The sequence below is a fragment of the Serratia sp. GW822-FHT06D09 genome, from assembly GCF_058799515.1.
The window spans coordinates 139,852-162,067 of the sequence record NZ_JBXALO010000008.1 but is presented as its reverse complement, the minus strand read 5'-3'; the positions used below and the strand labels follow the sequence as shown (position 1 = coordinate 162,067).

The following is a 22,216-nucleotide window of genomic DNA, read 5'->3' as shown; positions in this document are numbered from 1 at the left end:
GATAAAGCCGAGATGTACTCTAGGCTTCCAGTGAATACGGCAGCGGTTTGATCGCCAATTCGCTGGTGGCATCATCGCGCACGCGTAGCTTGCTGTCGGCTTCCAGATCGTTATTCAACACCACCTGTACCCACAGCGTGCCGTCGGCAAGTTTGGCGGCGCTCAACACCGTGCCGGTACGGCGCCAGTTTTCACCCAACTGCAGTTCCAGATCCTCGGCCGGCTGCGGCACCCGTCCGGCTTTGCCTTCCAGCCAGTACAGCGCCCGCTTGTTGGCGCCGCGGAATTTGGCGCGCGCCACCATTTCCTGACCGGTGTAGCAACCTTTGCTAAAGCTGATGCCTTCCAGTGCCTGTAGATTGGTGGCCTGCGGGATCAACTGCCCGCTATTGGCGGCGTCAATGACCGGATAACCGGCTTCGATATCCAGCGTCAGCCACTGCTGGCTGTCGTTGAGTTCCGCCTGTTCGTGCAGCCTGGCGACCAGTTGTTCGGCTACCGCGGCGGTGGTAACCAACAGAAAACGTTCCGCCGGTAAAGTGAAGTGCAGCAGGGTGGTTTCACCGTCCTGCACCACCGGATGTTCCGCGTCCGGCAGGCTGTTGAAAATACCCGTCAGCGCCGCACGCGCCTGAAAACCGGCTACGCCCAGCAGCACCGCTTCGTTATCGGCGGCGATGGTGAGTTTGGAAAACACCGCATATTTTTTGATTTCAGCCAGTTGGCTGTCCAGCACGCTGCGGCGTTCCAGATAGGCAAAGCCTTCGCCACGGTGGAACAGACGCAGGTTGCTCCACATTTTGCCTTTGGCGTCGCAGTGGCCGCACAGCACGTGCTGGTCCGCCGCCAGCGCTTCGATGTCAGCGGTCACCTGGCCCTGAAGGTATTTTACCGTGTCGGGCCCGTTCAGCGTCACCAGTGCCCAATCTTCCAGCGAGATTAAGGTCAGGGGCAGATGGGAAGAGGCGGAAGGTTGACGGGGTGGAAATGGAATTTTATACGCCATAGTAAGATCCTGCTTAACGTTAGCTTACCTGAAGGTGTGTTGGCCCCATGGTAAAAGAGGCTGCGGGCTTTGCAAACTGTTATTCACGCTTGTCGCTGCAGCAGCGCTTTTTTTGACATTTAGCGCTTAATTACGTTTTAGGCAGAGAACGTCCTTCCCGGCGAGTATGTCAAATTGTTACTCTATAGGCTTGCGGCCAAAGGTTACCCTTGCAGACAGATCTTTGGCTGATGGAATTATATCGCGCCGGTGTTGCCATACAGTGTGTCGGTTGAACCCTGCGATGGCGTTGCCACGCTGAAAAGAGGTTAGTCATAACAACATGGATATTAATAACAAAGCACGTATTCACTGGGCTTGTCGCCGTGGCATGCGTGAGCTGGACATCTCGATCATGCCGTTCTTCGAATATGAGTACGATCGGTTGAATGACACAGACAAAGCGCTGTTTATCCGCCTGCTTGAGAGTGACGATCCCGATTTGTTCAACTGGCTGATGAATCATGGCGCTCCGCAGGACAGTGAACTGCAGAGAATGGTGACACTGATCCAGACGCGAAATAAAGACCGTGGCCCAGTGGCGATGTGATGTTCGTATTTCCTGGCGCACCCAGTTACTTTCGCTGTTGACGCATGGCGTTCTGATCCTGCTGATCCTGATTTCACCCTGGCCGGAAGGCTACGGGCCAATCTGGCTGGTGTTGCTGACGCTGGTGGTGTTTGAATGCATACGTAGCCAAAAACGCATTGCGTCGCGTCAGGGGGAGTTACGCCTGCTGGAGAACCAGCGTGTGGGCTGGCAAGGCCAGGAATGGCAGTTGGTCAAGCAACCCTGGATGCTGCGCTTCGGTATTCTGCTGACGTTGCAACCGATGCAGGGGAAAAAGCGTCGTCGCTTATGGTTGGCTTCCGACAGCATGGCCAAGGCCGAATGGCGACATTTGCGCCAACAGCTGTTGTATCCGCCGGCCAGTGATGATGAGGAACCCTGATGAAGCCGACGCTGTGGCTGGTGGAGGATGAACCCAGCATTGCCGATACGCTGATTTATACCCTCGAGAGCGAAGGCTTTCAGGTGCGCTGGTTCGAACGTGGCGAACCGGCCTTGCAAGCATTGGCGCAAGGGGCGCCCGCGTTGGCTATCCTCGATGTCGGCTTGCCGGATATCAACGGTTTTGAACTGTGTCGCCGTCTGCTGTCGCAGGCGGCGGATTTGCCCGTTCTTTTTCTTACGGCTCGCAGCGACGAGCTCGATCGCCTGATCGGGCTGGAGATCGGTGCCGACGACTACGTCGCCAAGCCTTTTTCCCCGCGAGAGGTCAGCGCCCGCGTTCGTACCATTTTACGTCGTTTGCAAAAACAACAGCGCTTGCAGCAGCCCACGCTGTATAGCTTCGGCCCCTTTGGGCTGGATGAACCGGCGGCGACCATTTATTACCATCAGCAGCCGTTACCGCTGACCCGCTATGAGTTCCTGCTGTTAAAAACCTTACTGCTGGCGCCCGGCCGGGTATTTTCCCGTCAACAGCTGATGGACAGCGTTTGGGCCCAGGCGGAAGAGAGCCTGGACCGCACTGTCGACACCCATATCAAAACCTTGCGCGCCAAGCTACGTCAGATCGATCCGGGCGAACCGCCCATTCATACGCATCGTGGCTTGGGCTATAGCGTGAGCCGCCAACCATGAGAATAGGCCTGCGCCTGCTGCTGGGGTATTTCCTGATTGTGGCGGTCGCGGGCTATTTCGTGCTGAGCATTTTCGTGCAGGAAGTGAAGCCTGGCGTGCGGCGCGCAACCGAAGGCACGCTGGTGGATACCGCCAACCTGCTGGCGCAAATCGCGCGTCTGGACATGCAGCGTACTGACGTCGCACACGGCCAGCTGGCGCAGGCATTCGCCCAACTCAATCAACGACCCATTGGCGCCAATATTGCCGGTATTCGAAAAGATCGCAGCGAATATCATGTCTATCTTACCGATCGGCAGGGTAAGGTCATTTTTGACTCTAGCGGCAGGGCTCTGGGTCAGGATTATTCTCGCTGGAATGACGTGTATCTGACGCTGCGCGGCCAGTACGGTGCCCGCAGTACGCGAAGTGATCCACAGGATGAAAACAGCTCGGTGATGTATGTCGCCGCGCCGGTGCTGGAGCAAGGCAAGATAATCGGCGTGCTTAGCGTCGGAAAACCCAACAGCACCATGGCGCCGGTGATCAAACGCAGCGAACGCCGCATTCTTTGGGCTGGGGCGCTGCTGCTGGGCATTGCATTGCTGATTGGTCTGGGTTTTGTCTGGTGGATTAACCGGTCGATTGGTCGATTGGTGCGTTACGCCGATGGCGTCGCGCAAGGTGAAAGCGTGCCGCTGCCAAAAATGGGCGGCCATGAGCTGACGCAACTGGCGCAGGCGCTCGAAAGCATGCGGGTGAAGCTGGAGGGCAAAGCCTACATCGAACAGTATGTGCACACTCTGACCCACGAGTTAAAAAGCCCCTTGGCTGCGATCCGCGGCGCAGCGGAGCTGTTGCAGGAGTTCCCACCCCCGGCTACCGCTCAGCGCTTTCTGACCAATATCGAACAACAGAGTACGCGCATCCAGCAACTGGTGGACAAGCTGCTGGTTCAGGCGCGGCTGGAAAGCCGCCCCGGGCTGGAACCGGCGCCGATCGCGATGGCGGCGTTGGTGCGTCAGGCGGTAGCCGGCAAGGAAGCGCAGGCGGTACGGCGCGGTATTTTATTGCAGGTAGACGCTCTAGAAGAGATCACCCTGACCGGCGATGGGTTACTGATCGGCCAGGCATTAACCAATTTGCTCGACAATGCGCTGGATTTCACCCCCGCGGGCGGCACGATCAGCGTGCGTGGCGAACGCGATGAAGGCCATTACCGGATCACCGTCAGCGACGACGGCAGCGGTATCCCGGATTACGCGTTGGACAAAGTGTTCGAGCGTTTCTATTCGCTAGCACGGGCCGACAAGCCGAAAAGCAGCGGCCTGGGCCTGAGCTTTGTACAGGAAGTGGCGCGTTTGCACCGGGGATCTATCCGGTTGCACAATCGTCAACCGCACGGCGTGGCGGCTATTTTCACCTTATCTCTCTGACTTCACCTTCCCTTCACCTTCCCTTCACATAACCACATCCTGCTTTCACCGAAGGCCATTATCGTGGCGCCATTACCTACAAGGAGCGCGCAGCGATGATGAAATCGGTACTGTTTTGGAAAATAGCCACCCTGCTGGGATTGATGATTTTGATGATTATCCCGGTGACGCAGTTAATGAATGTGATTGAAGAGCGCAGCGGCTACCGCCAGAGCGTGGTGGGGCCGGTAAGTGAAAGCACCAGCCGCGCACAGCGTATTTTGGGGCCGTTGATTGTCATTCCTTACACCGAAAGGGAAGAAAAGACCGACGATAAGGGGCAGAAAGTGGTGCAAATGGTCAGACATCATCGCTATCTGCTGCCGGAAAACCTGCAGGTGAACGGCAAGCCGAACGTGGAAGTGCGCAAGCTGGGGATTTACCAAACGCAGGTGTATCAGGGGCCGCTGAAGTTTCAGGTGAAGTTCGGTCAGCCGGATCTGAGTGACCTGCAACGCAGCAATGTCGTGATTGGCCAACCTTTCCTGTTGGTCTCGTTGAGTGATTCACGTGGTATCAAGAGCATCTCGCCGCTTATCAGCGCACAGTCGCAGACGACCTTCGAACCGGGCACTCAGGTAAACGTGTTGCCGCAGGGGATCCATGCTCCGCTAACATTGGCTTCGCTGCAGAAATCCGGATTGGATGCCGATTTCACCCTTACGCTGGCGGGAACCAGCAGCCTGTCATTGGTGCCGCTTGGGCGCAGCAGCGAATTGACGCTGCAGAGCAACTGGCCACATCCGAACTTCCTCGGCAACTTCTTGCCGGACGAGCGCAAAGTAACGGAGAAAGGATTTAGCGCCCGCTGGCGCAGCACCTGGTTCGCTAACAATATCAACAGTGCTTTTCACTACGATGACGGGATCCTCGACGAAGACAAACTGCCGGCTTTTAGCACCAGCCTGATCGAGCCGGTAGATCACTATCAACTGACCGAACGCGCGGTGAAATACGCAGTGCTGTTTATCGGCCTGACGTTTATGGCGTTCTTCCTGTTCGAAACCCTGACCGGGCTGCGGGTGCATCCGATTCAATATCTGTTGGTCGGTGCGGCGCTGGTGCTGTTCTACCTGATCCTGCTGGCGTTCTCTGAGCATTTCGGTTTCGCCACTGCCTATCTGCTGGCCAGTCTCGCCTGCAGTGGACTGATCGCCTTTTATCTCAGTGCGGTTCTGCGCGGCCGGTTACGCGGTACGCTGTTCGCCGCCAGCCTGCTGATGCTGTATGGCGTGCTGTACCTGCTGCTGCAGTCGGAAGATAACGCATTGGTGCTGGGCGCGGGGCTGCTGTTTGCGATTTTGGCGGGGATTATGCTGCTGACGCGCAAGCTGGACTGGTATCAGGTGGCCGACCCGGCACGTTTGAGCGGCGAGACGCCAGCAGGAGAACCAGCAGGAGAAGAGGAAAACCGCTTCCGGTTGTGGAAATAGGCAAGCAATTGGGCGCGGCAACCGCGCCCAAAGGCATTACAGCAGGGGTTCCATTTCCAATAGGATCTGTTCGCACCACTGCTGCATGCGGTCTTCACTCATGTCGTATTGGTTCACATCATCCAGCGCCAGGCCGACAAAGTGTTTGCCGTCGGCGCTCAGCGGTTTAGGGCTGGTGAACTCGAAGCCGTCGATGGGCCAGAAGCCGATAAACTGCACGCCGAGCGGGGCGATATGATCGTGCAGCATGCCGAGTGCATCGAGGAACCATTCGCCATAACCGAGTTGATCGCCCATGCCATACATGGCAACGATTTTCCCTTTCAAATCCAGCGTGGTCAACTGCGGCCAAATTGCTTCCCAGTCTTCCTGCAGCTCACCGAAGTCCCAGGTGGGGATGCCGAGGATCAGGATGGAGTACTCTTCCATCAGCTTGGGAGAGACGTCTTTCAGGTTGTGCAGGTCGACCAGGTCTTCACCCAGAATCTCACGGATTTTTTCTGCCGCCATCTCGGTGTAGCAGGTGCTGGAGCCGTAAAACAGACCAATCTTCATGTGTAAACCGTTTATATTGCCGTAGGTAGAATTGCGTCGAGTATACCCGATTTGTACCGGTTTAAGGCATAATGCCTGTGGCATAAACGTAACAAAGAGAGGACCGCGTGCAACAGCAAGATCATGCGTTGATTGAGCAATTCCTGGATGCGCTGTGGCTCGAACGCAATCTGGCAGAGAATACGCTGGCCTCTTACCGGCTGGATCTGCAGGCGCTGGTCGCCTGGCTGAACCAACAAAACATTTCGCTGGTAAAGGCGCAGGCGCTGGATCTGCAGGCGTTTCTCGCCGAACGGGTGGAGGGCGGCTACAAAGCTACCAGCTCCGCGCGTTTGCTGAGCGCGATGCGCCGCCTGTTCCAATATTTGTACCGTGAAAATATGCGCACCGACGATCCCACCGCGCTGCTTGCCTCACCTAAGCTGCCGCAGCGGTTGCCGAAAGATCTCAGCGAAGCGCAGGTCGATGCGTTGCTGCAGGCCCCCTGTGTCGATCAGCCCCTGGAACTGCGTGATAAGGCGATGCTGGAAGTGTTGTACGCCACCGGGTTGCGGGTCTCCGAACTGGTCGGATTGACCATCAGCGACGTCAGTCTGCGCCAGGGCGTGGTGCGGGTGATAGGTAAAGGCAACAAGGAACGGCTGGTGCCGCTGGGTGAAGAGGCGGTGTACTGGATCGAAAATTATCTGGAACACGGCCGCCCATGGATGGTCAACGGCCAGGCGCTGGACGTGTTGTTTCCCAGCAATCGTTGCCAGCAAATGACCCGACAGACGTTCTGGCATCGTATCAAACACTATGCGATCCTAGCGGGTATAGACAGCGAGAGGCTGTCGCCGCACGTGTTGCGTCACGCATTTGCCACCCATTTGCTGAACCATGGGGCGGATCTTCGTGTCGTACAGATGTTGCTGGGACATAGCGATCTCTCGACCACGCAAATTTATACGCATGTAGCGACCGAAAGGCTTAAACAGCTACATCAACAGCACCACCCGCGTGCCTGACACGCCGGGTTCAAAAGGATTGGAAGAATGAAGAAAGGTTTAATGCTGCTCTCTCTGCTGGTGGCTTCTGTAACCGGCGCGGCCCATGCCGACGATGCGGCAATTCAAAAAGCGCTTGGCAGCCTGGGCATTCAGCAGGCGGACGTGCAGCCTTCACCGGTGAGCGGCCTGAAAACCGTGCTGACCGATAACGGCGTTCTGTACGTGAGCGAAGACGGCAAACACATTCTGCAAGGCCCGCTGTACGACGTCAGTGGCAAAGAGCCGGTCAACGTCACCAATCAACTGCTGACCGGCAAATTGGAAGCGCTGAAAGATCAGATGATCGTTTATAAAGCGCCGAAGCAAAAGCACGTGATCACCGTGTTTACCGATATCACCTGCGGCTATTGCCACAAGCTGCACGAGCAGATGAAAGAGTATAACGATCTGGGCATTACCGTCCGCTATCTGGCGTTCCCGCGTCAGGGGTTGAATTCCCAGGCCGAAAAAGACATGCAGTCCATCTGGTGTACCGCTGATAAAGCCAAAGCTTTCGACCAGGCAATGAAAGGCGACGCAGTATCCCCGGCAACCTGTAAAACCGACATCAGCAAACACTACGCGCTCGGCGTGCAGTTCGGCATTCAGGGTACCCCGGCGATCATTTTGGAAAACGGCATGATGATCCCGGGTTATCAGGGACCGAAAGAGATGGCCGCCATGCTGGACGCACATCAGACCGCAACTAAAACCGGTGGTTAATCGCCGGTGAGCATCAAAACACAACTTCGCCGCCGTGAAACGGCGGACGGCAGCCATCTGCCTGCCAGCCTGCATCCGCTACTGCGCCGTTTATACGCGCTGCGCGGTGTAAAGGCGGAGCAGGAGCTGGAGCGCAGCGTCAAAGGCATGCTGCCCTGGCAGCAGCTGTACGGCATTGATACCGCCGTGGGGATCCTGCAACAGGCATTGGCCGATCATCGTCGCATCATGGTGGTGGGGGATTTCGACGCCGATGGTGCCACCAGTACCGCCCTGACGGTGCTGGCGCTGCGCAGTATGGGTGGCAGTGCCGTCGACTATCTGGTGCCCAATCGCTTTGAGGACGGCTACGGCCTGAGCCCCGAAGTGGTGGAGCAAGCGGCGACGCGCGGTGCCGAGCTGATCCTGACCGTGGATAACGGCATCTCTTCTCACGCGGGCGTCGATGTGGCGCACGCTAAAGGCATACAGGTGCTGGTGACCGACCACCACCTGCCTGGAGAAACCCTGCCGGCAGCGGAGGCGATCGTCAACCCGAACCTGCGCGGCTGCGAGTTTCCGTCCAAATCCCTGGCCGGCGTCGGGGTGGCTTTCTACCTGATGCTGGCGCTGCGTGCCCGGCTGCGGGACAGCGGCTGGTTTGAACAACGGGCGCTGGCGATGCCAAATCTGGCCGAACTGTTGGATCTGGTGGCGCTAGGTACGGTTGCCGACGTGGTACCGCTCGACGCCAACAACCGTATTTTGGTGTATCAGGGCCTGAACCGTATTCGCGCCGGCAAGTGCAGACCGGGCATTCGTGCGCTGCTGGAAGTGGCTAACCGCGACGCGCGCCAACTGGCGGCCAACGATCTTGGTTTTGCATTGGGCCCGCGCCTCAATGCTGCCGGGCGACTGGACGATATGTCGATTGGCGTGGCGCTGCTGCTGAGCGACGATATTGCGCAGGCACGTATGCTGGCTAACGATCTGGATGCGCTCAACCTGACGCGGCGCGAGATTGAGCAAGGCATGCAGGTTGAAGCCTTGCAGCTGTGCGACCAACTGGAACGCAGCAGCACCACCTTGCCCTACGGGCTGGCGATGTACCATCCGGAATGGCATCAGGGCGTGGTGGGGATTTTGGCTTCACGCATCAAGGAACGCTTCCATCGCCCGGTGATCGCGTTCGCGCCGGCGGGCGAGGGCATTTTGAAAGGCTCCGGCCGTTCGATAGCCGGTCTGCACATGCGCGATGCGCTGGAACGGCTGGATACGCTCAATCCTGGGCTAATGATGAAGTTCGGTGGCCACGCCATGGCGGCCGGACTGTCGTTGGAAGAGGCCAAATTCGACGAGTTCCGCCAGCGCTTTGGCGATCTGGTCGGAGAATGGCTCGATCCGGCGATGCTGGAAGGGGTTATCTGGTCTGACGGTGAGCTGGCCTTGCAAGAGCTTTCGCTGGAAACCGCCGAGCTGTTGCGTGAGGGCGGCCCCTGGGGGCAGGCTTTCCCCGAGCCGACCTTTGACGGCAAGTTTCGCATTTTGCAACAGCGGCTGGTGGGTGAAAAACACCTGAAGCTGATGGTCGAGCCGCTCGGTGGCGGACCGCTGCTTGACGGTATCGCCTTCAACGTGGATACCACGCTGTGGCCAGACAGCAGCGTGCGTGAGGTCGAACTGGCTTACAAACTCGACGTCAATGAGTTTCGCGGCAACCGCAACGTGCAGCTGTTGATTCAGCATCTCTGGCCGCGTTGATTCGCACTTCCCTTTAGCCGGGGTTAGCCTGCCTCGCCCCGGCCACATTTCTTGCCCACAAAAACTGAGCAACTCGCTATAAACTGACGCCTGGATCCGATAGAATTACCGGTTCTAATGGCATTTCGCCATCGACGACATCTAACGAAAAAGAACGCTAAAAACCATGTTTGAAATTAATCCGGTAAAAAACCGTATTCAGGACCTGTCCGAGCGGACTGCCGTTCTTAGGGGGTATCTTTGACTATGATGCCAAGAAAGAACGCCTAGAAGAAGTCAACGCGGAGCTGGAACAGCCTGACGTCTGGAACGAACCCGAGCGCGCACAGGCGCTGGGTAAAGAGCGCGCGGCGCTCGAAGCCATCGTTGAAACCATCGACCAACTGGAGCAAGGTGGCGAAGATGTCACCGGCCTGCTGGAATTAGCGGTGGAAGCCGACGATGAAGAAACCTTTAACGAAGCCGTCATTGAGCTTGATCAACTGTCTGCCAAGCTGGAGCAACTAGAATTTCGTCGTATGTTCTCTGGTGAATACGACAGTGCTGATTGCTACCTGGACATCCAGGCAGGCTCCGGCGGTACCGAAGCGCAAGACTGGGCCAGCATGTTGCTGCGCATGTACCTGCGTTGGGCCGAAGCCAAAGGCTTTAAAACGGAAGTGATTGAAGAGTCCGACGGCGACGTCGCGGGGCTGAAATCCGCCACCATCAAGATTATCGGCGACTATGCGTTTGGCTGGTTGCGTACTGAAACCGGCGTACATCGCCTGGTGCGCAAGAGCCCGTTCGACTCCGGTGGCCGTCGTCATACCTCCTTCAGTTCGGTGTTTATCTACCCGGAAGTGGAAGACGACATTGATATTGAAATCAATCCGGCGGATCTGCGTATCGACGTATATCGCGCTTCCGGTGCGGGTGGTCAGCACGTAAACAAAACTGAGTCGGCGGTGCGTATTACCCACTTACCGACCAACATCGTAGTGCAGTGCCAGAACGACCGTTCTCAGCATAAGAACAAGGATCAAGCGTTCAAACAGCTGCGTGCCAAGCTGTATGAGTTTGAGATGCAAAAGAAAAATGCTGATAAACAGATGATGGAAGACAACAAGTCGGATATCGGTTGGGGCAGCCAAATCCGTTCATACGTGCTGGATGATTCCCGCATCAAGGATTTGCGCACTAACGTTGAAACGCGCAACACGCAGGCCGTATTAGATGGCGACCTGGATAAATTCATTGAGGCAAGTTTGAAAGCCGGGTTATAAGGAACAGAAATGTCTGAGCAACAACCACAAGGCGCCGATCAGGCGTTGGATCTCAATAACGAGTTGCAGTCACGCCGTGAGAAACTGGCTGCGCTGCGCGAGAACGGCATTGCGTTCCCGAATGATTTTCGTCGTGACAACACGTCAGACAAGCTGCATGCAGCGTACGGCGAAAAAGACAACGAAGAGCTGGAAGCGCTGGGCGTAGAAGTCACAGTAGCCGGCCGCATGATGACACGCCGTATCATGGGTAAAGCGTCATTTGTCACGCTGCAGGACGTTGGCGGTCGTATCCAGCTGTACGTTGCGCGCGACGATCTGGCGGAAGGCGTTTACAACGAACAATTCAAGAAGTGGGACCTGGGCGATATCGTTGGCGCACGCGGCAAGCTGTTCAAGACCAAGACCGGCGAGCTGTCCATCCACTGCACCGAACTGCGTCTGCTGACCAAGGCCCTGCGCCCGCTGCCGGACAAGTTCCATGGTCTGGCGGATCAGGAAACCCGTTACCGTCAGCGTTATCTGGATCTGATCGCCAACGACGAATCGCGCAAGACCTTCCAGGTGCGCTCTCAGATCATGGCGGCAATGCGTAACTTCATGGTGGAACGCGGCTTCATGGAAGTCGAAACCCCTATGATGCAGGTGATCCCTGGCGGTGCTTCCGCACGTCCGTTTGTGACACACCACAATGCGCTGGACATCGATATGTATCTGCGTATCGCGCCAGAGCTGTACCTGAAGCGTCTGGTCGTCGGCGGTTTCGAGCGTGTGTTCGAGATCAACCGTAACTTCCGTAACGAAGGCGTTTCTCCGCGTCATAACCCAGAGTTCACCATGATGGAACTCTACATGGCTTACGCGGATTACAAAGATCTGATCGAACTGACCGAATCCCTGTTCCGTACCCTGACCCAGAAAGTGCTGGGTAACACTCAGGTACAGTACGGTGATGAAGTGTTCGACTTCGGTAAGCCGTTTGAAAAGCTGACCATGACCGAAGCGATCAAAAAATACCGTCCGGAAACCGATCTGGCCGATCTGGCTGACATGGGCAAAGCGGTGGCTATCGCCGAATCCATTGGCATCAAGGTTGAGAAGAGCTGGGGCCTGGGTCGCGTAGTGACCGAGATCTTCGAAGAAGTGGCGGAAAGCCATCTGATTCAACCGACCTTCATTACTGAATACCCGGCGGAAGTGTCCCCGCTGGCACGTCGTAATGATAACAACCCGGAAATCACCGACCGCTTCGAGTTCTTTATCGGCGGCCGTGAAATCGGTAACGGCTTCTCCGAGCTGAATGACGCAGAAGACCAGGCGCAGCGTTTCGCTGACCAGGCTAATGCGAAAGACGCCGGCGATGATGAAGCCATGTTCTACGACGAAGACTACGTCACTGCGCTGGAGCACGGTTTACCGCCAACTGCAGGCCTGGGTATCGGTATCGACCGTATGGTTATGCTGTTCACCAACAGTCACACTATCCGTGACGTGATCCTGTTCCCGGCCATGCGCCCGCAGAAATAACGTTTCACAGAGTAAATATCAACCGGTGCAGGTAACTGCGCCGGTTTTTTTTGCCCGTTGGGTAGGATAAGAAGCCCATGGCTGCTAACTGCTTAAAACATCAGCAGTTACATGCTATCTCTGCTTGCCCGGCAGGGATAACCGGTTATAATGACTGCCGCACACCGATGCGGGTGTAGTTCAATGGTAGAACGGCAGCTTCCCAAGCTGCATACGAGGGTTCGATTCCCTTCACCCGCTCCAAGCACACTTCTGCAGACATCTCCATTTACTCCAAATTCGAACCCGCTAGTTTTTTGCGTGACAGTATTCTTTTCCGGATAAATTTTTTCACTTCCTGCTGGATGATTTGAAAATTGAATTTGGCCAAAGTGTTTTCGGCCGGTAAGCCAGAATCACTTTTTTGCAAATCTGCCAGATTCATCCTTGGGTTTTTGCTCTCTTGCGTAAGTGATTTTATGCGTAGCTTAGACACCGATCTGACTCCGGTATCCCCCCGGCTGATTTTGACCTCGGCTTGCGGCGTCAGGGCTGAATTGTCGGTTAAATGCCCTTGATGCTTTCCGCTGGCCGGTTGATTTATATCCCCGATCTGATGGCTATTAGGCGACCGGTTATCATCTTGCGTAGAGTGCAAAATCGCAGGAATATTGGAAACGTTAATGATTCTCAAAAGTGATGGCAGTAGCGCCAGCAGCAATAGCAGCATGCTGAGTAAACCAAGCAGGGTTGCACGGTTTAGTATCACTTTGCGGTTTCCTTTCGTTGTGCAGTCGCTGAGTTGTCGATTACCCGTAATTTATTGTTGACCGGACAATCGAAAACACCGATAAGGCATGCTGTAAATCGAATAGAGAAAATGTATTTATCCCCATGTTTAGCCTGCCTTTGGAGAAATAGATGCTTGAAAGTAATGATGGATCTCCCTGTGAGAAGGTTACATCAGAATATGTTTCCCAACGTCCTTCAAACCACCACACAACAACCAAAAATGCAGTTCAGCATTACGTTTGAAATTCAGTTTTCGCATCGCGTTACGTTTATGTTGGCTGATGGTCTTTTCACTGAGATTCAATTTTCGTGAAATCGAAATGTTGGGTAGGCCCAAGGAAAGATAATGAATGACTTCGTACTCTCTGGTAGAGAACTTGGCGAATCTGGAGGCGTTATTAAAACTGCAGCGATTTCTTTTATTTTGAATTATTTTAGAGAAAATAACACGTTCAATAGCTTCAAATAGAGCCTCTACACTTTTGTTACGCGAGATATAAGTGAATTTCATCCGGCTGGCGCTGTTGGCTACCGGCGTTGAACCTCGTTCCTCCTCAATCAAGAAAACCAATGGACAACAAGCCTTCGCTTGCGAATACAGATAATGAGGCAAGGTGCTTTCGCTTGGATTCGCTGCCAGAAAGATGATGTCGGCGGTCCTGTATTCGAAGGTATTTTCGGTAAAGCGCACATTCACATTTTTTGAGTGGAAGTAGATCTCCAGTGCTTGCTGGAGGCCATCTATAAAAAATCGATTTTTGTCTGATAATAATACGGTTATTGATTCTTTGAGCATAAGTGGTTCCTTCCCTCTAAATCGTATTTAGACGCCATATTCACGTTGAACTATAATCGCGTAAGGCGATTGAAGGCGGATATGGGTGATAAGCCTGATCCATGCTTTTGTTGGATGATTATATCGTTAATTATGATAATTATGGATATGGTTTTGCGTTAATGGAATAAAACAGAGTTTTCGACTTAATATGCCATGTTTATTGGTAATCGCGCTCGAAAATCAACTTGTTGTATTACAAGGATGGTTTTTTATTGTGTTAATTGAAAATTACAATGTTGTGTGTTTTTTTTTATATTTTGTATGTGCTAACTCAGGTAATTATTATTTGTTATGGTAATATTTAAGTGTTTTAAGTAAAACTATGTAACCTTGTACTATCAGTGGCATACCTGAATTGAGTGCGGGTTGTACAATCCGGAAGGGTTTTAATGCTGAGTGACCAGGGAACAATTCCTTTCGCATATTAGAATTGAACCCGTGTTGCCTCCCGTCGAAATTAAGGCTTATCTGTTGGAGTCAGCAAAGACTTGCCGGAAAAGTAGGCGCTAATATTTTCGTAAACCAGTTCCGACATTGCTTTGCGGGTACTCTGCGTGGCGCTGCCCATATGGGGAGTGATCACCACGTTATCGCGTTGCAACAGCGCGCCTGGGACTCGGGGCTCATCGCAAAACACGTCCAGCCCCGCACCGGCAATCAACTTATGCTCAATGGCATGCACCAAAGCCGCTTCATCCACCACCGAGCCTCGAGCGATATTGATTAAAATACCTGTGGGGCCCAGAGCCTGTAATACTTCGGCATTGACCAGGGCGCGGCTGCTTTCTCCGCCAGGGGCGCACACCACCAGGAAATCACAGTGCGCTGCCAGTGCTTGCGGCGTTGCACAGTACTCACCCTCAAAGCCCGCGTGCCGAGTACGGCTGTGATAACACACTGACATATTAAACGCCGAAGCGCGCCGGGCGATAGCACGGCCAATACGACCCAGACCGAGAATGCCGAGCCGGCTGCCGCTGACCTTGCGTGTCCAGCGGAAGCTCTGGTCGGCCCAGTCACCGCGTTCGATAAAGCGCTGTGCGCCGACAATCTGGCGGGCGCAGGCCAGTATCAGCCCAAATGCCAAATCGGCAACGTCGTCGGTGAGCACGCCCGGCGTATTGCTGATCTGAATGTTACGTTTGTGGGCCGCGTGGGCATCCACTCGCTCATACCCTACGCCAAAAACGGCAATCAGCTGCAGGTTGGGAAAGCATGCCATGGCAGCGTCGCTCAAAGATGTTTCACCGTTGATTAATAAAACGCGAACCTGAGGTAACAGTTCAACCTGTTGCTCCGGGGTAAGTTGGGCGTAATTGACTAAGGTGAAATGCTGTTGCAGGCGCTGAGTCAATTGCATGGGCACTGGTGCCATCTGCAAAATAACGTTTGTCATACTTGCTCCTTAATGTTCTGGCATGTCCTGATGTACCGGCAGTTTGGCGATGTGCTTCCGGCGCCCAACTTGCAAACCGATAATTCCCCCTAATACCAACGCAATAGCTACCATAATTAAGGCGGCATCATAGCTGTTGGTCATATCTTTAATTCGGCCAATAACCGGTGGTAACGCCAGCCCAACGATATTGGCCACGGCATTGATCAACGCAATGGAGGCCGCTGCCGCTATGCCGGACACCGTTTCCGTTGTTACTGCCCAGAAGATAGGGATGATCGCCCAGTTCAGCGCAATGGTGAACACCAGCAGAACATAGGCTAACGCCAGGTTGGTGCTGAATATGGCCATTAGTAGCAGCAGTCCGGAAAAGATTAGCGGTAGCCCCAGGGGCAATGCGCGGGCGCGGTGGGTGTCGGAATAGTGACCATTAAAATACATAAACAGGCAGGCGAACAAAAAGGGGACGGCGGAAAGTAGGGTAATGATGAAATTGCTTTGCTCGCTGACCACGCCTTTGATAATCAATGGCAGAAACAGGCCAATGCCGATGGTACCGAAGGCTTGCAATAACCACATTAGACTCAGCAGCCATACTTTGCGGTTTTTGAACGCGGCCTGCCAATGGTGCTCTTGCTGGGTAGGTGTCTGCCTGGCTTCTTGCGTGAGTATGCCTGTCAACCAGGCGCGCTGCTGGGGTTTCAGCCATTTGGCGTCTTCCGGTTTGTTATCCAGGTAGAAGTAAACCGCGATGCCCAACAACACTGCCGGGGCACCTTCCAGCAGGAATAACCAGCGCCAACCGGCGATACTCAGCACATCATTCATCTGTAAAATAGCGCCGGAGATCGGTAAACCAATGAGCGAAGCCAGCGCTGCGCCGATATAAAACATCGACATGGCGCGGGCACGATCGCTACGAGGATACCAGCAGGAAAGGTAATAGATGATCCCGGGCGTAAAACCGGCCTCCGCCACCCCAAGCAGAAAGCGCATAATGTAGAGCTGCAGAGGCGTTTGCACCAGGCTCATTCCCATGGCAATGATGCCCCAGGTGACCATTATGCGGGCGATCCAGATTTTCGCCCCTACGTGAGTAAGAATAATATTGCTGGGAATTTCAAAGAGAATGTAGGAGACGAAGAATATGCCGGCCGCAATGCCATACATTTCTGCAGTTAATGCCAAGTCGGCATTCATTTGTAATGCGGCCACGGAAATATTTGCACGATCTATATATGCAATTAAATACAGCAGCATGATGAATGGAATTAGTCTTAAATTTATTTTCTTTACGGTTGAGTGATGTAGGTTATTATCCATTTTACCTGGCCTGTATAAAAATTAATGATGGCGATTTTTTTGAATTAATTTTGGGGTTTCTTTGTAACTGTGTTTTTTGGGCTTGTTTTCTATGATCTGATTTATCACAGTTGCATCACTGGTGCTATGATTATTTTCTTAAACAAGATTGTCGAGCTTTTAAGTTATTCTTGTTGTTTGTTTTTTTATTTAACTGGTTGAGTTTATCTTGTTGATTTCTGAAGTGATCTGGTAGGTGTTTTAATAAGTGAGTGATTTAATAATTGGTTGGGTGGAATATAACGTTTAGTGTTATTTTAAATATTAATTAATCTACACTGCAAATGATTGTGTTATCATTGTTGCTTGGTTATCAATATATCTGTCAATTAAATATCTCAATCAATCAATCAATCAATCAATCAATCAATCAATCAATCAATCAATCAATCAATCAATCATTTAAGTATTGATGGAGATTTCCTCCCAAAATAGCATCGGCAAGCTATTTTTTGCAGTTATAGCATGTGCAACTGCAGGATCAACTGCGCAATAGCCTGTTTAAAATCCTGCAGATCGCCGGTGAGATTGATTTTTCCCTGATTTAACCGTGTCTCCAATCTTGTCGCCTGCGTGGCCATGATATGGCAATTAAGCGCCCCCAGATCCAATGCCAAATGGCGTACGATCAGAGCTTGCTGCGTGGAAGATCGGCTGGCGGCCAACTGATGCAGCCCATGTTCCAGATTGCCCAGCATCATACTCATGACCACTTTGGCTTTTTCTTCTGAACCATAACGCTTATTCAAGGAGGCCATGTCGACATTAAACAAATGATTTGGGTTGGTTGCGCCAAGGGCTGTTGCGGTCACCATTATTGGCGTGATAAATCGAGTGAGAATTTCCTTCAGTCCTTTAATATCAATGGGTTTTGTCAGGTAAGCGTCCATGCCGGCGGCAATGCACTGATCTTCTTGTTCTTCCAGTACGCCTGCCGTAAGTGCGACAATTTTCAGTCTTGCACTCTTCGTCGCCGCCTCTTTTTGGCGGACCAGGCGGCTTAATTCCAGACCGTCTATATAGGGCATATGGCAGTCGACAATCGCCAGGCCATAACGGGTAGTTTCTATCGCCTGCAAAGCCTGTCGGCCATCCTCGACGAGGTCGAAGCAATAGCCCAGCATTTGCAACTGGTGTTTGATCAGTTCTCGGCTGATAGGGTGGTCTTCGGCGACCAATATCAGGCTTCCGTTCGCCAGGGCATGTTCGCGGTTCTGGATGATATCTGGCACATTTTCTACCGTTGGCTTGTTGGCGTTGACGGCCTGTTTTTTTTGCTCGACGAGCAGAGTGGCGCAGATTTTTTTAACCTTCTCCCACGATAATGGCGTGACGTCGAGGATATGCGGATCGATCGAATTGTCCGGCTGTGATTTTTCAGTCAAAACGATCATGTTGTCCCTGGTGGTGGAAGGCATCGCAAGCGTTGTCAGCGTGGTTTCCTCTATAAACAGTAAATCGCAGCCGGTCATGATAAGCGACGGCGTCTGTGGACCTGACAGGCAGGTGACGGTAACGCCTAATGCCAACAGCATTTCCCGCAGGTTCTGGCTGATAACGACGTCATCACACCAAAGGGTCGCTCGGGTACCTGACAGTTCCGGCAGCGCCGCTGACGGTGTATAGACGTCGAAATGAACATCGAAACTGAGGGTGCTCCCTTCGCCCGGCTCACTGTGCATAGTGAGCGTCCCGTTCATCTGTTGTGCCAGGCCTTTGGAGATAGCCAACCCCAAGCCGGTTCCGCCAAAACGGCGGGTGGTGGAAGCCTCTGCCTGCTGAAAAGGCTGGAACAGTTGTTGCTGCATATCCGCAGGGATACCGATCCCGGTATCAATAACACTGAAACGCAAAAACTGCCGACCCTTCTGCTCGCCGAGCAGAACCAACCGCAGCGTAATGTCACCCGCATGGGTAAATTTCAGTGAGTTACTGAGAAAATTCATTAAAATTTGGCGTAGCCTGACTGGGTCGAACAACAGTTTTTGGGCAACCCTGCTATCCAGATACAGATGCAGTGACAGACTCTTTTTCAACGCTTGCAGGTTCAGGGTTTGCATCATTTCTGACAGGAATACCCGGATATCCATCGCCAGGTTTTCCAGCGAGACCTGGCCCGCTTCCAGCTTGGAGAAATCAAGAATATCGTCAATCACCTGGGTCAAATGCTGCGCAGAGCTTTGTACCGTAACCAGCATTCTGTTTTGTTCATCGTCCAGTCGGGTTCTTTCCAGTAGCTCCAGCCAGCCAAGAATGCCGTGTACCGGGGTGCGTATCTCATGGCTCATGGTCGCCAGGAAAGTCGCTTTTGCTCGGGCAGCGGCCTCCGCCTTGGTTTTTGCCTCGAGCAGCATGCGTTCCTGGCGGCGGGATTGAGTAATATCTTCAAAGTAGCCGCCCCATAACACATCCCCGTTTTTCTCACGTTTGCCCTTGCCTGAATTGACACGGATCCAGCATTGATTGTTTTTGACCTGCATGCGGAATTCGTTCTGGAAGGGGGCGAGCGTACCTTGCATGCGAACCAAATTCTCTTGCAGCATGGATCGATCTTCGGCATTTACCCGCTGCTGGAAGCTTTCATGGTCTGCCATCATGGTTTCGGCAGATAAGCCAAAGGTGGCCTCTGCAGCACCCGCCACGTAGGTAAAATGTATATCGCCATTGACCGAAAGGCAGACTTGAAACACGGTAACCGGCAGCGATTCGGTCACGTCGGTCAGCAGGGCTTCGGATATCAAAGCTCGTTCTTCAGAACGGCGGATATCCGTGACGTCGACCAAAACGGTAACGCTGCCGCCAGGCCCCCCGTCAACGCTGAAGAAGGGTTTTAGCCAGAACAACCCCTCTCGCATTTCTCCTTTGGCATTGGCATAGCGCAGTGGACGGTGGATGCCTTCCTCGGCTGACAAAGCCGCGCGGTTTTCCGGTTCGCGCTCCAGCGATACGATGGCATCGATGTAGCCGCATTCTTCTGGCGTTTTGCCCAACATATGCGCGGACGCATGACCGGTCAGTTTCTCAAAGGCGCTGTTGACCGCGATATAACGATCGCGGTGGTCCTTGCCCAATACCGGGAAAGGGATGGTTTCCAACAGAGCATGCTGGAAACTGAGCTGGTCGGCTAAGGTTATCTGGGCGCGGATCCTACGGCTGGTCTCCTTGCGCAAACGCCAATAGGCGATGATAAGCAGTGCCATGATGAAGCCGACGGCCAATATGGCGGGCAGAATTTTCCTGATGATAACCATAAGATCGAGGTCTTCATGGAAGGTGATCGGGAACCAGGCGCTGCGGATCTGCTCTTTGCGATCGGTGCTGATATTTGCCAGAGCCTGGTTGATCAGCGGGATGACATAAGCGTACTTTTTGGTGACCGCTACTGCCAGTTCGGCATAGTAACCGGTCGGAGCCGCGACCTTTAATATATTGGGATATTGCTCGGTAATAATGCGATCGGTGACCACCAAATTGCCGATGTAAGCATCTACCTGGCGGTCGGCTAACAGCTGCAAACCTTGTTCGGCTGTATCGGTATGAATCAGCGTCAGCTCCGGGTTTTTACGCAGTAGCGTTGGGATGGGCTCTGCGTCCTCGGATATTGCTACCCGCGCCTTGCCAAGGCTCTCGATACCTTCGATATTGCTGGTTTCTTTACGCGTAGCGATCATCAGTGGAAAGCGCGCGTAAGGTTGGCTGAATGCTAAAAACTGCATGCGCTCTGCGGTTGGCGGCAAACCGGGGACCAGATCGATCTCACCCTCTTTGATCATTTTCATCAATTCATTCAGCGAACGAACCCTGACACGTTCAGATTTAAGCTGCAGCTGGCGGCGTATCAGATCGAAATAGTCCTCGACCAGGCCGCTGGGTTCGCCATGCTGATTGCGGAAAGAGAACGGCGGATAGGATTCCAGGTTGCTGACTTGCAGATGTGGCAGTTGGTTCAGCAAGGTAATCTGGTCGGGAGAAAGATTGATACGTTCAGTTTTTGGCAACCGGGCAGGGAAAGGAGCGACCCATTTTTCAAATAACACCTGTTGTTCACGCCAGCCAATATCGGTAATGGCCACATCGAATGCGTTGGCCAGTAGCGAGTTTTCCCGTGGAAAGGCGAATCTTAACGTTTGCAGCGGTAAATAGGCATTGCCCACGGTTCTGAAAGCTTCGCTTTTGTTAAGGGCAATATGGTAGCGGATAGTGTAGCGATTACCGATGAATGCATCGGTTTCGCCCTGCTCGACGCTGAGCAGAGCCGCGGTCTGGTTGGCGAATTCATGCAGCCTGATGGCAGGATAAACGTCCGGGATCAGCTCAGCTTCGGGTGAGCCGGTGACTACGGCGACCGATGCCTTGGCAAGGTCTGAATGATCCAGAATGTGCCGATTGTCGCGGGCGCTGACAATAATCAGATCGTTCTCGCCGTAAGGCTGGCTATAGCGCAGATATTTGGCGCCTGAGAACGTAGGGGACATGTTCATCACCACATCGATTTCACCGTGTCTCAGTGCCTGCATCATATCGAGACGATTTTGATACTCTTTAACCTTTAGCGTTAATTTCAATCGACTGGTGACTTCATTGAGTACGTCCGGGGCAAAACCGGTTAATTGGTTTTTAACCCTATCTTCCAGTGGAGGTAATCCGCCTTCATAGGTGCCGACCCTCAGTTCCGAGTGGGACCTGATCCACTCTTTTTCTTCCATGGTCAATTCTGCGGCGTGAAGTGCCGGCATGATCAGTGTAAACAGGGTTAATGCGAACCAGAATATAAGGCCGACTAAATTATTTTTAAGCGTTATAAAGAACATATCGGCTTATACCTTGTTTAAAAACGACGCATTGATTCTCAATGGCTTTATGTAGAATGCATGGATTTTAATTTCCAGGCTAACGAGGTGTAAATTAGCACTAATTGATAATCATAAAGTCTGGAAATAGTTAAACGGCAGAGGCCGTTGAACCTTAATAAAGTGCAGTTTCTATAGGGATGTTGTCAAATGGAGGTGTAGACATTATGGGTGTAAGGCGTTGAGATAGGATATAGATAGATTATAGTGGAGCTTTCCTTTAACCCATCGGAACATACTTTCAATTTTTGTAAGGTAATCCTGATTTTTTTGTAATCATTGACGTTATTTTGTGTAATATTTCCCTTACACAAGCTTTGTGTCTGGAGTCCAGGTTTTCTCCAACGGTCTGGGCGCGAAATTCTCAATAATGATATGATCTGTTAAACAACAAAATAATGAACGGAGCTGGCAGGCAACATCCGCATAACATTAATAAAAACAAAGAGTAAGTGAATTATCTCTATGGTGGTGACCGAGAGGGTATAGTATGATTCATTGTTACTGCCAATGGTTTTTGGGGCTTAATATAAAATAATCTTAGCCATTCATGCCATCTTGAATCGCGTATCGTTGAGCCA

17 protein-coding genes and 1 tRNA gene are annotated in these 22,216 nt (G+C 52.9%); 11 read left to right on the top strand and 7 right to left on the bottom strand.

Annotated features, from left to right (window positions below):
* Positions 1 to 19: 19 nt before the first annotated feature.
* Positions 20 to 1,006, bottom strand: coding sequence for a tRNA-modifying protein YgfZ (gene ygfZ, locus AC1RKG_RS19040; protein ID WP_020828477.1), 987 nt, complete (start codon positions 1,004 to 1,006; stop codon positions 20 to 22).
* Positions 1,007 to 1,328: 322 nt separating this feature from the next.
* Between ygfZ and sdhE the strand changes: the two genes are divergently transcribed.
* From sdhE to creD, 5 genes are all read left to right on the top strand, one after another.
* The gene (gene sdhE, locus AC1RKG_RS19035; RefSeq protein ID WP_020828476.1) at positions 1,329 to 1,595 is read left to right on the top strand and encodes an FAD assembly factor SdhE; all 267 of its coding nucleotides are present in this window, start codon (positions 1,329 to 1,331) and stop codon (positions 1,593 to 1,595) included.
* Positions 1,576 to 1,998, top strand: coding sequence for a protein YgfX (locus tag AC1RKG_RS19030; protein WP_020828475.1), 423 nt, complete (start codon positions 1,576 to 1,578; stop codon positions 1,996 to 1,998). Before sdhE ends, AC1RKG_RS19030 begins: the two co-directional genes overlap by 20 nt.
* Positions 1,998 to 2,693 (top strand): two-component system response regulator CreB, encoded by a 696-nt coding sequence (gene creB / locus AC1RKG_RS19025; protein ID WP_115058100.1) that lies wholly within the window; start codon positions 1,998 to 2,000, stop codon positions 2,691 to 2,693. The genes AC1RKG_RS19030 and creB overlap by 1 nt, the downstream gene beginning before the upstream one ends.
* Complete coding sequence (gene creC / locus AC1RKG_RS19020; protein ID WP_046372715.1) at positions 2,690 to 4,108, top strand: two-component system sensor histidine kinase CreC; 1,419 nt, start codon at positions 2,690 to 2,692, stop codon at positions 4,106 to 4,108. Before creB ends, creC begins: the two co-directional genes overlap by 4 nt.
* A gap of 95 nt (positions 4,109 to 4,203) precedes the next feature.
* A complete protein-coding gene (creD, locus tag AC1RKG_RS19015) occupies positions 4,204 to 5,580 on the top strand; it encodes a cell envelope integrity protein CreD (RefSeq protein ID WP_493183588.1) in 1,377 nt (458 codons plus the stop codon).
* Between the two features lie 36 nt (positions 5,581 to 5,616).
* On the opposite strand, the gene fldB is transcribed toward creD, so the two are convergent.
* Positions 5,617 to 6,135, bottom strand: a complete 519-nt coding sequence (gene fldB, locus AC1RKG_RS19010) for a flavodoxin FldB (RefSeq protein ID WP_020828471.1) — start codon at positions 6,133 to 6,135, stop codon at positions 5,617 to 5,619.
* Between the two features lie 107 nt (positions 6,136 to 6,242).
* Here fldB and xerD point away from each other — a divergent pair, with 107 nt between their 5' ends.
* The 6 genes from xerD (at position 6,243) to AC1RKG_RS18980 (ending at position 12,661) form a co-directional block, all read left to right on the top strand.
* Positions 6,243 to 7,142, top strand: coding sequence for a site-specific tyrosine recombinase XerD (xerD, locus tag AC1RKG_RS19005; RefSeq protein WP_020828470.1), 900 nt, complete (start codon positions 6,243 to 6,245; stop codon positions 7,140 to 7,142).
* A gap of 27 nt (positions 7,143 to 7,169) precedes the next feature.
* Positions 7,170 to 7,886, top strand: coding sequence for a bifunctional protein-disulfide isomerase/oxidoreductase DsbC (gene dsbC / locus AC1RKG_RS19000; RefSeq protein ID WP_115058103.1), 717 nt, complete (start codon positions 7,170 to 7,172; stop codon positions 7,884 to 7,886).
* Positions 7,887 to 7,892: 6 nt separating this feature from the next.
* Complete coding sequence (gene recJ, locus AC1RKG_RS18995; protein ID WP_493183587.1) at positions 7,893 to 9,626, top strand: single-stranded-DNA-specific exonuclease RecJ; 1,734 nt, start codon at positions 7,893 to 7,895, stop codon at positions 9,624 to 9,626.
* Positions 9,627 to 9,792: 166 nt separating this feature from the next.
* Positions 9,793 to 10,891 (top strand): peptide chain release factor 2 gene (gene prfB, locus AC1RKG_RS18990; RefSeq protein ID WP_104410945.1). Its coding sequence is split into 2 segments (ribosomal slippage): positions 9,793 to 9,867 and positions 9,869 to 10,891, totalling 1,098 coding nucleotides; the frame shifts between segments, so codons are not numbered across the junction.
* A 9-nt stretch (positions 10,892 to 10,900) separates the two neighbouring features.
* Positions 10,901 to 12,418, top strand: a complete 1,518-nt coding sequence (gene lysS, locus AC1RKG_RS18985) for a lysine--tRNA ligase (RefSeq protein WP_020828465.1) — start codon at positions 10,901 to 10,903, stop codon at positions 12,416 to 12,418.
* A gap of 169 nt (positions 12,419 to 12,587) precedes the next feature.
* A tRNA-Gly gene (locus tag AC1RKG_RS18980) sits at positions 12,588 to 12,661 on the top strand.
* Positions 12,662 to 12,686: 25 nt separating this feature from the next.
* Here AC1RKG_RS18980 and AC1RKG_RS18975 read toward each other — a convergent pair.
* The 5 genes from AC1RKG_RS18975 to AC1RKG_RS18955 all read right to left on the bottom strand — a co-directional run bounded on the left by AC1RKG_RS18975 (position 12,687) and on the right by AC1RKG_RS18955 (position 21,491).
* The gene (locus tag AC1RKG_RS18975; protein WP_493183586.1) at positions 12,687 to 13,166 is read right to left on the bottom strand and encodes a hypothetical protein; all 480 of its coding nucleotides are present in this window, start codon (positions 13,164 to 13,166) and stop codon (positions 12,687 to 12,689) included.
* Between the two features lie 189 nt (positions 13,167 to 13,355).
* Positions 13,356 to 13,985: a LuxR family transcriptional regulator gene (locus AC1RKG_RS18970; RefSeq protein ID WP_493183585.1), complete on the bottom strand. Its 630-nt coding sequence runs from the start codon at positions 13,983 to 13,985 to the stop codon at positions 13,356 to 13,358.
* A 499-nt stretch (positions 13,986 to 14,484) separates the two neighbouring features.
* Positions 14,485 to 15,423, bottom strand: coding sequence for a 2-hydroxyacid dehydrogenase (locus tag AC1RKG_RS18965; RefSeq protein ID WP_142814491.1), 939 nt, complete (start codon positions 15,421 to 15,423; stop codon positions 14,485 to 14,487).
* A 9-nt stretch (positions 15,424 to 15,432) separates the two neighbouring features.
* Entirely contained in the window at positions 15,433 to 16,746 is a 1,314-nt protein-coding gene (locus AC1RKG_RS18960; RefSeq protein ID WP_493183584.1) for an MFS transporter, read from the bottom strand.
* A 497-nt stretch (positions 16,747 to 17,243) separates the two neighbouring features.
* Entirely contained in the window at positions 17,244 to 21,491 is a 4,248-nt protein-coding gene (locus AC1RKG_RS18955; RefSeq protein ID WP_493183583.1) for a transporter substrate-binding domain-containing protein, read from the bottom strand.
* Positions 21,492 to 22,216 lie beyond the last annotated feature (725 nt).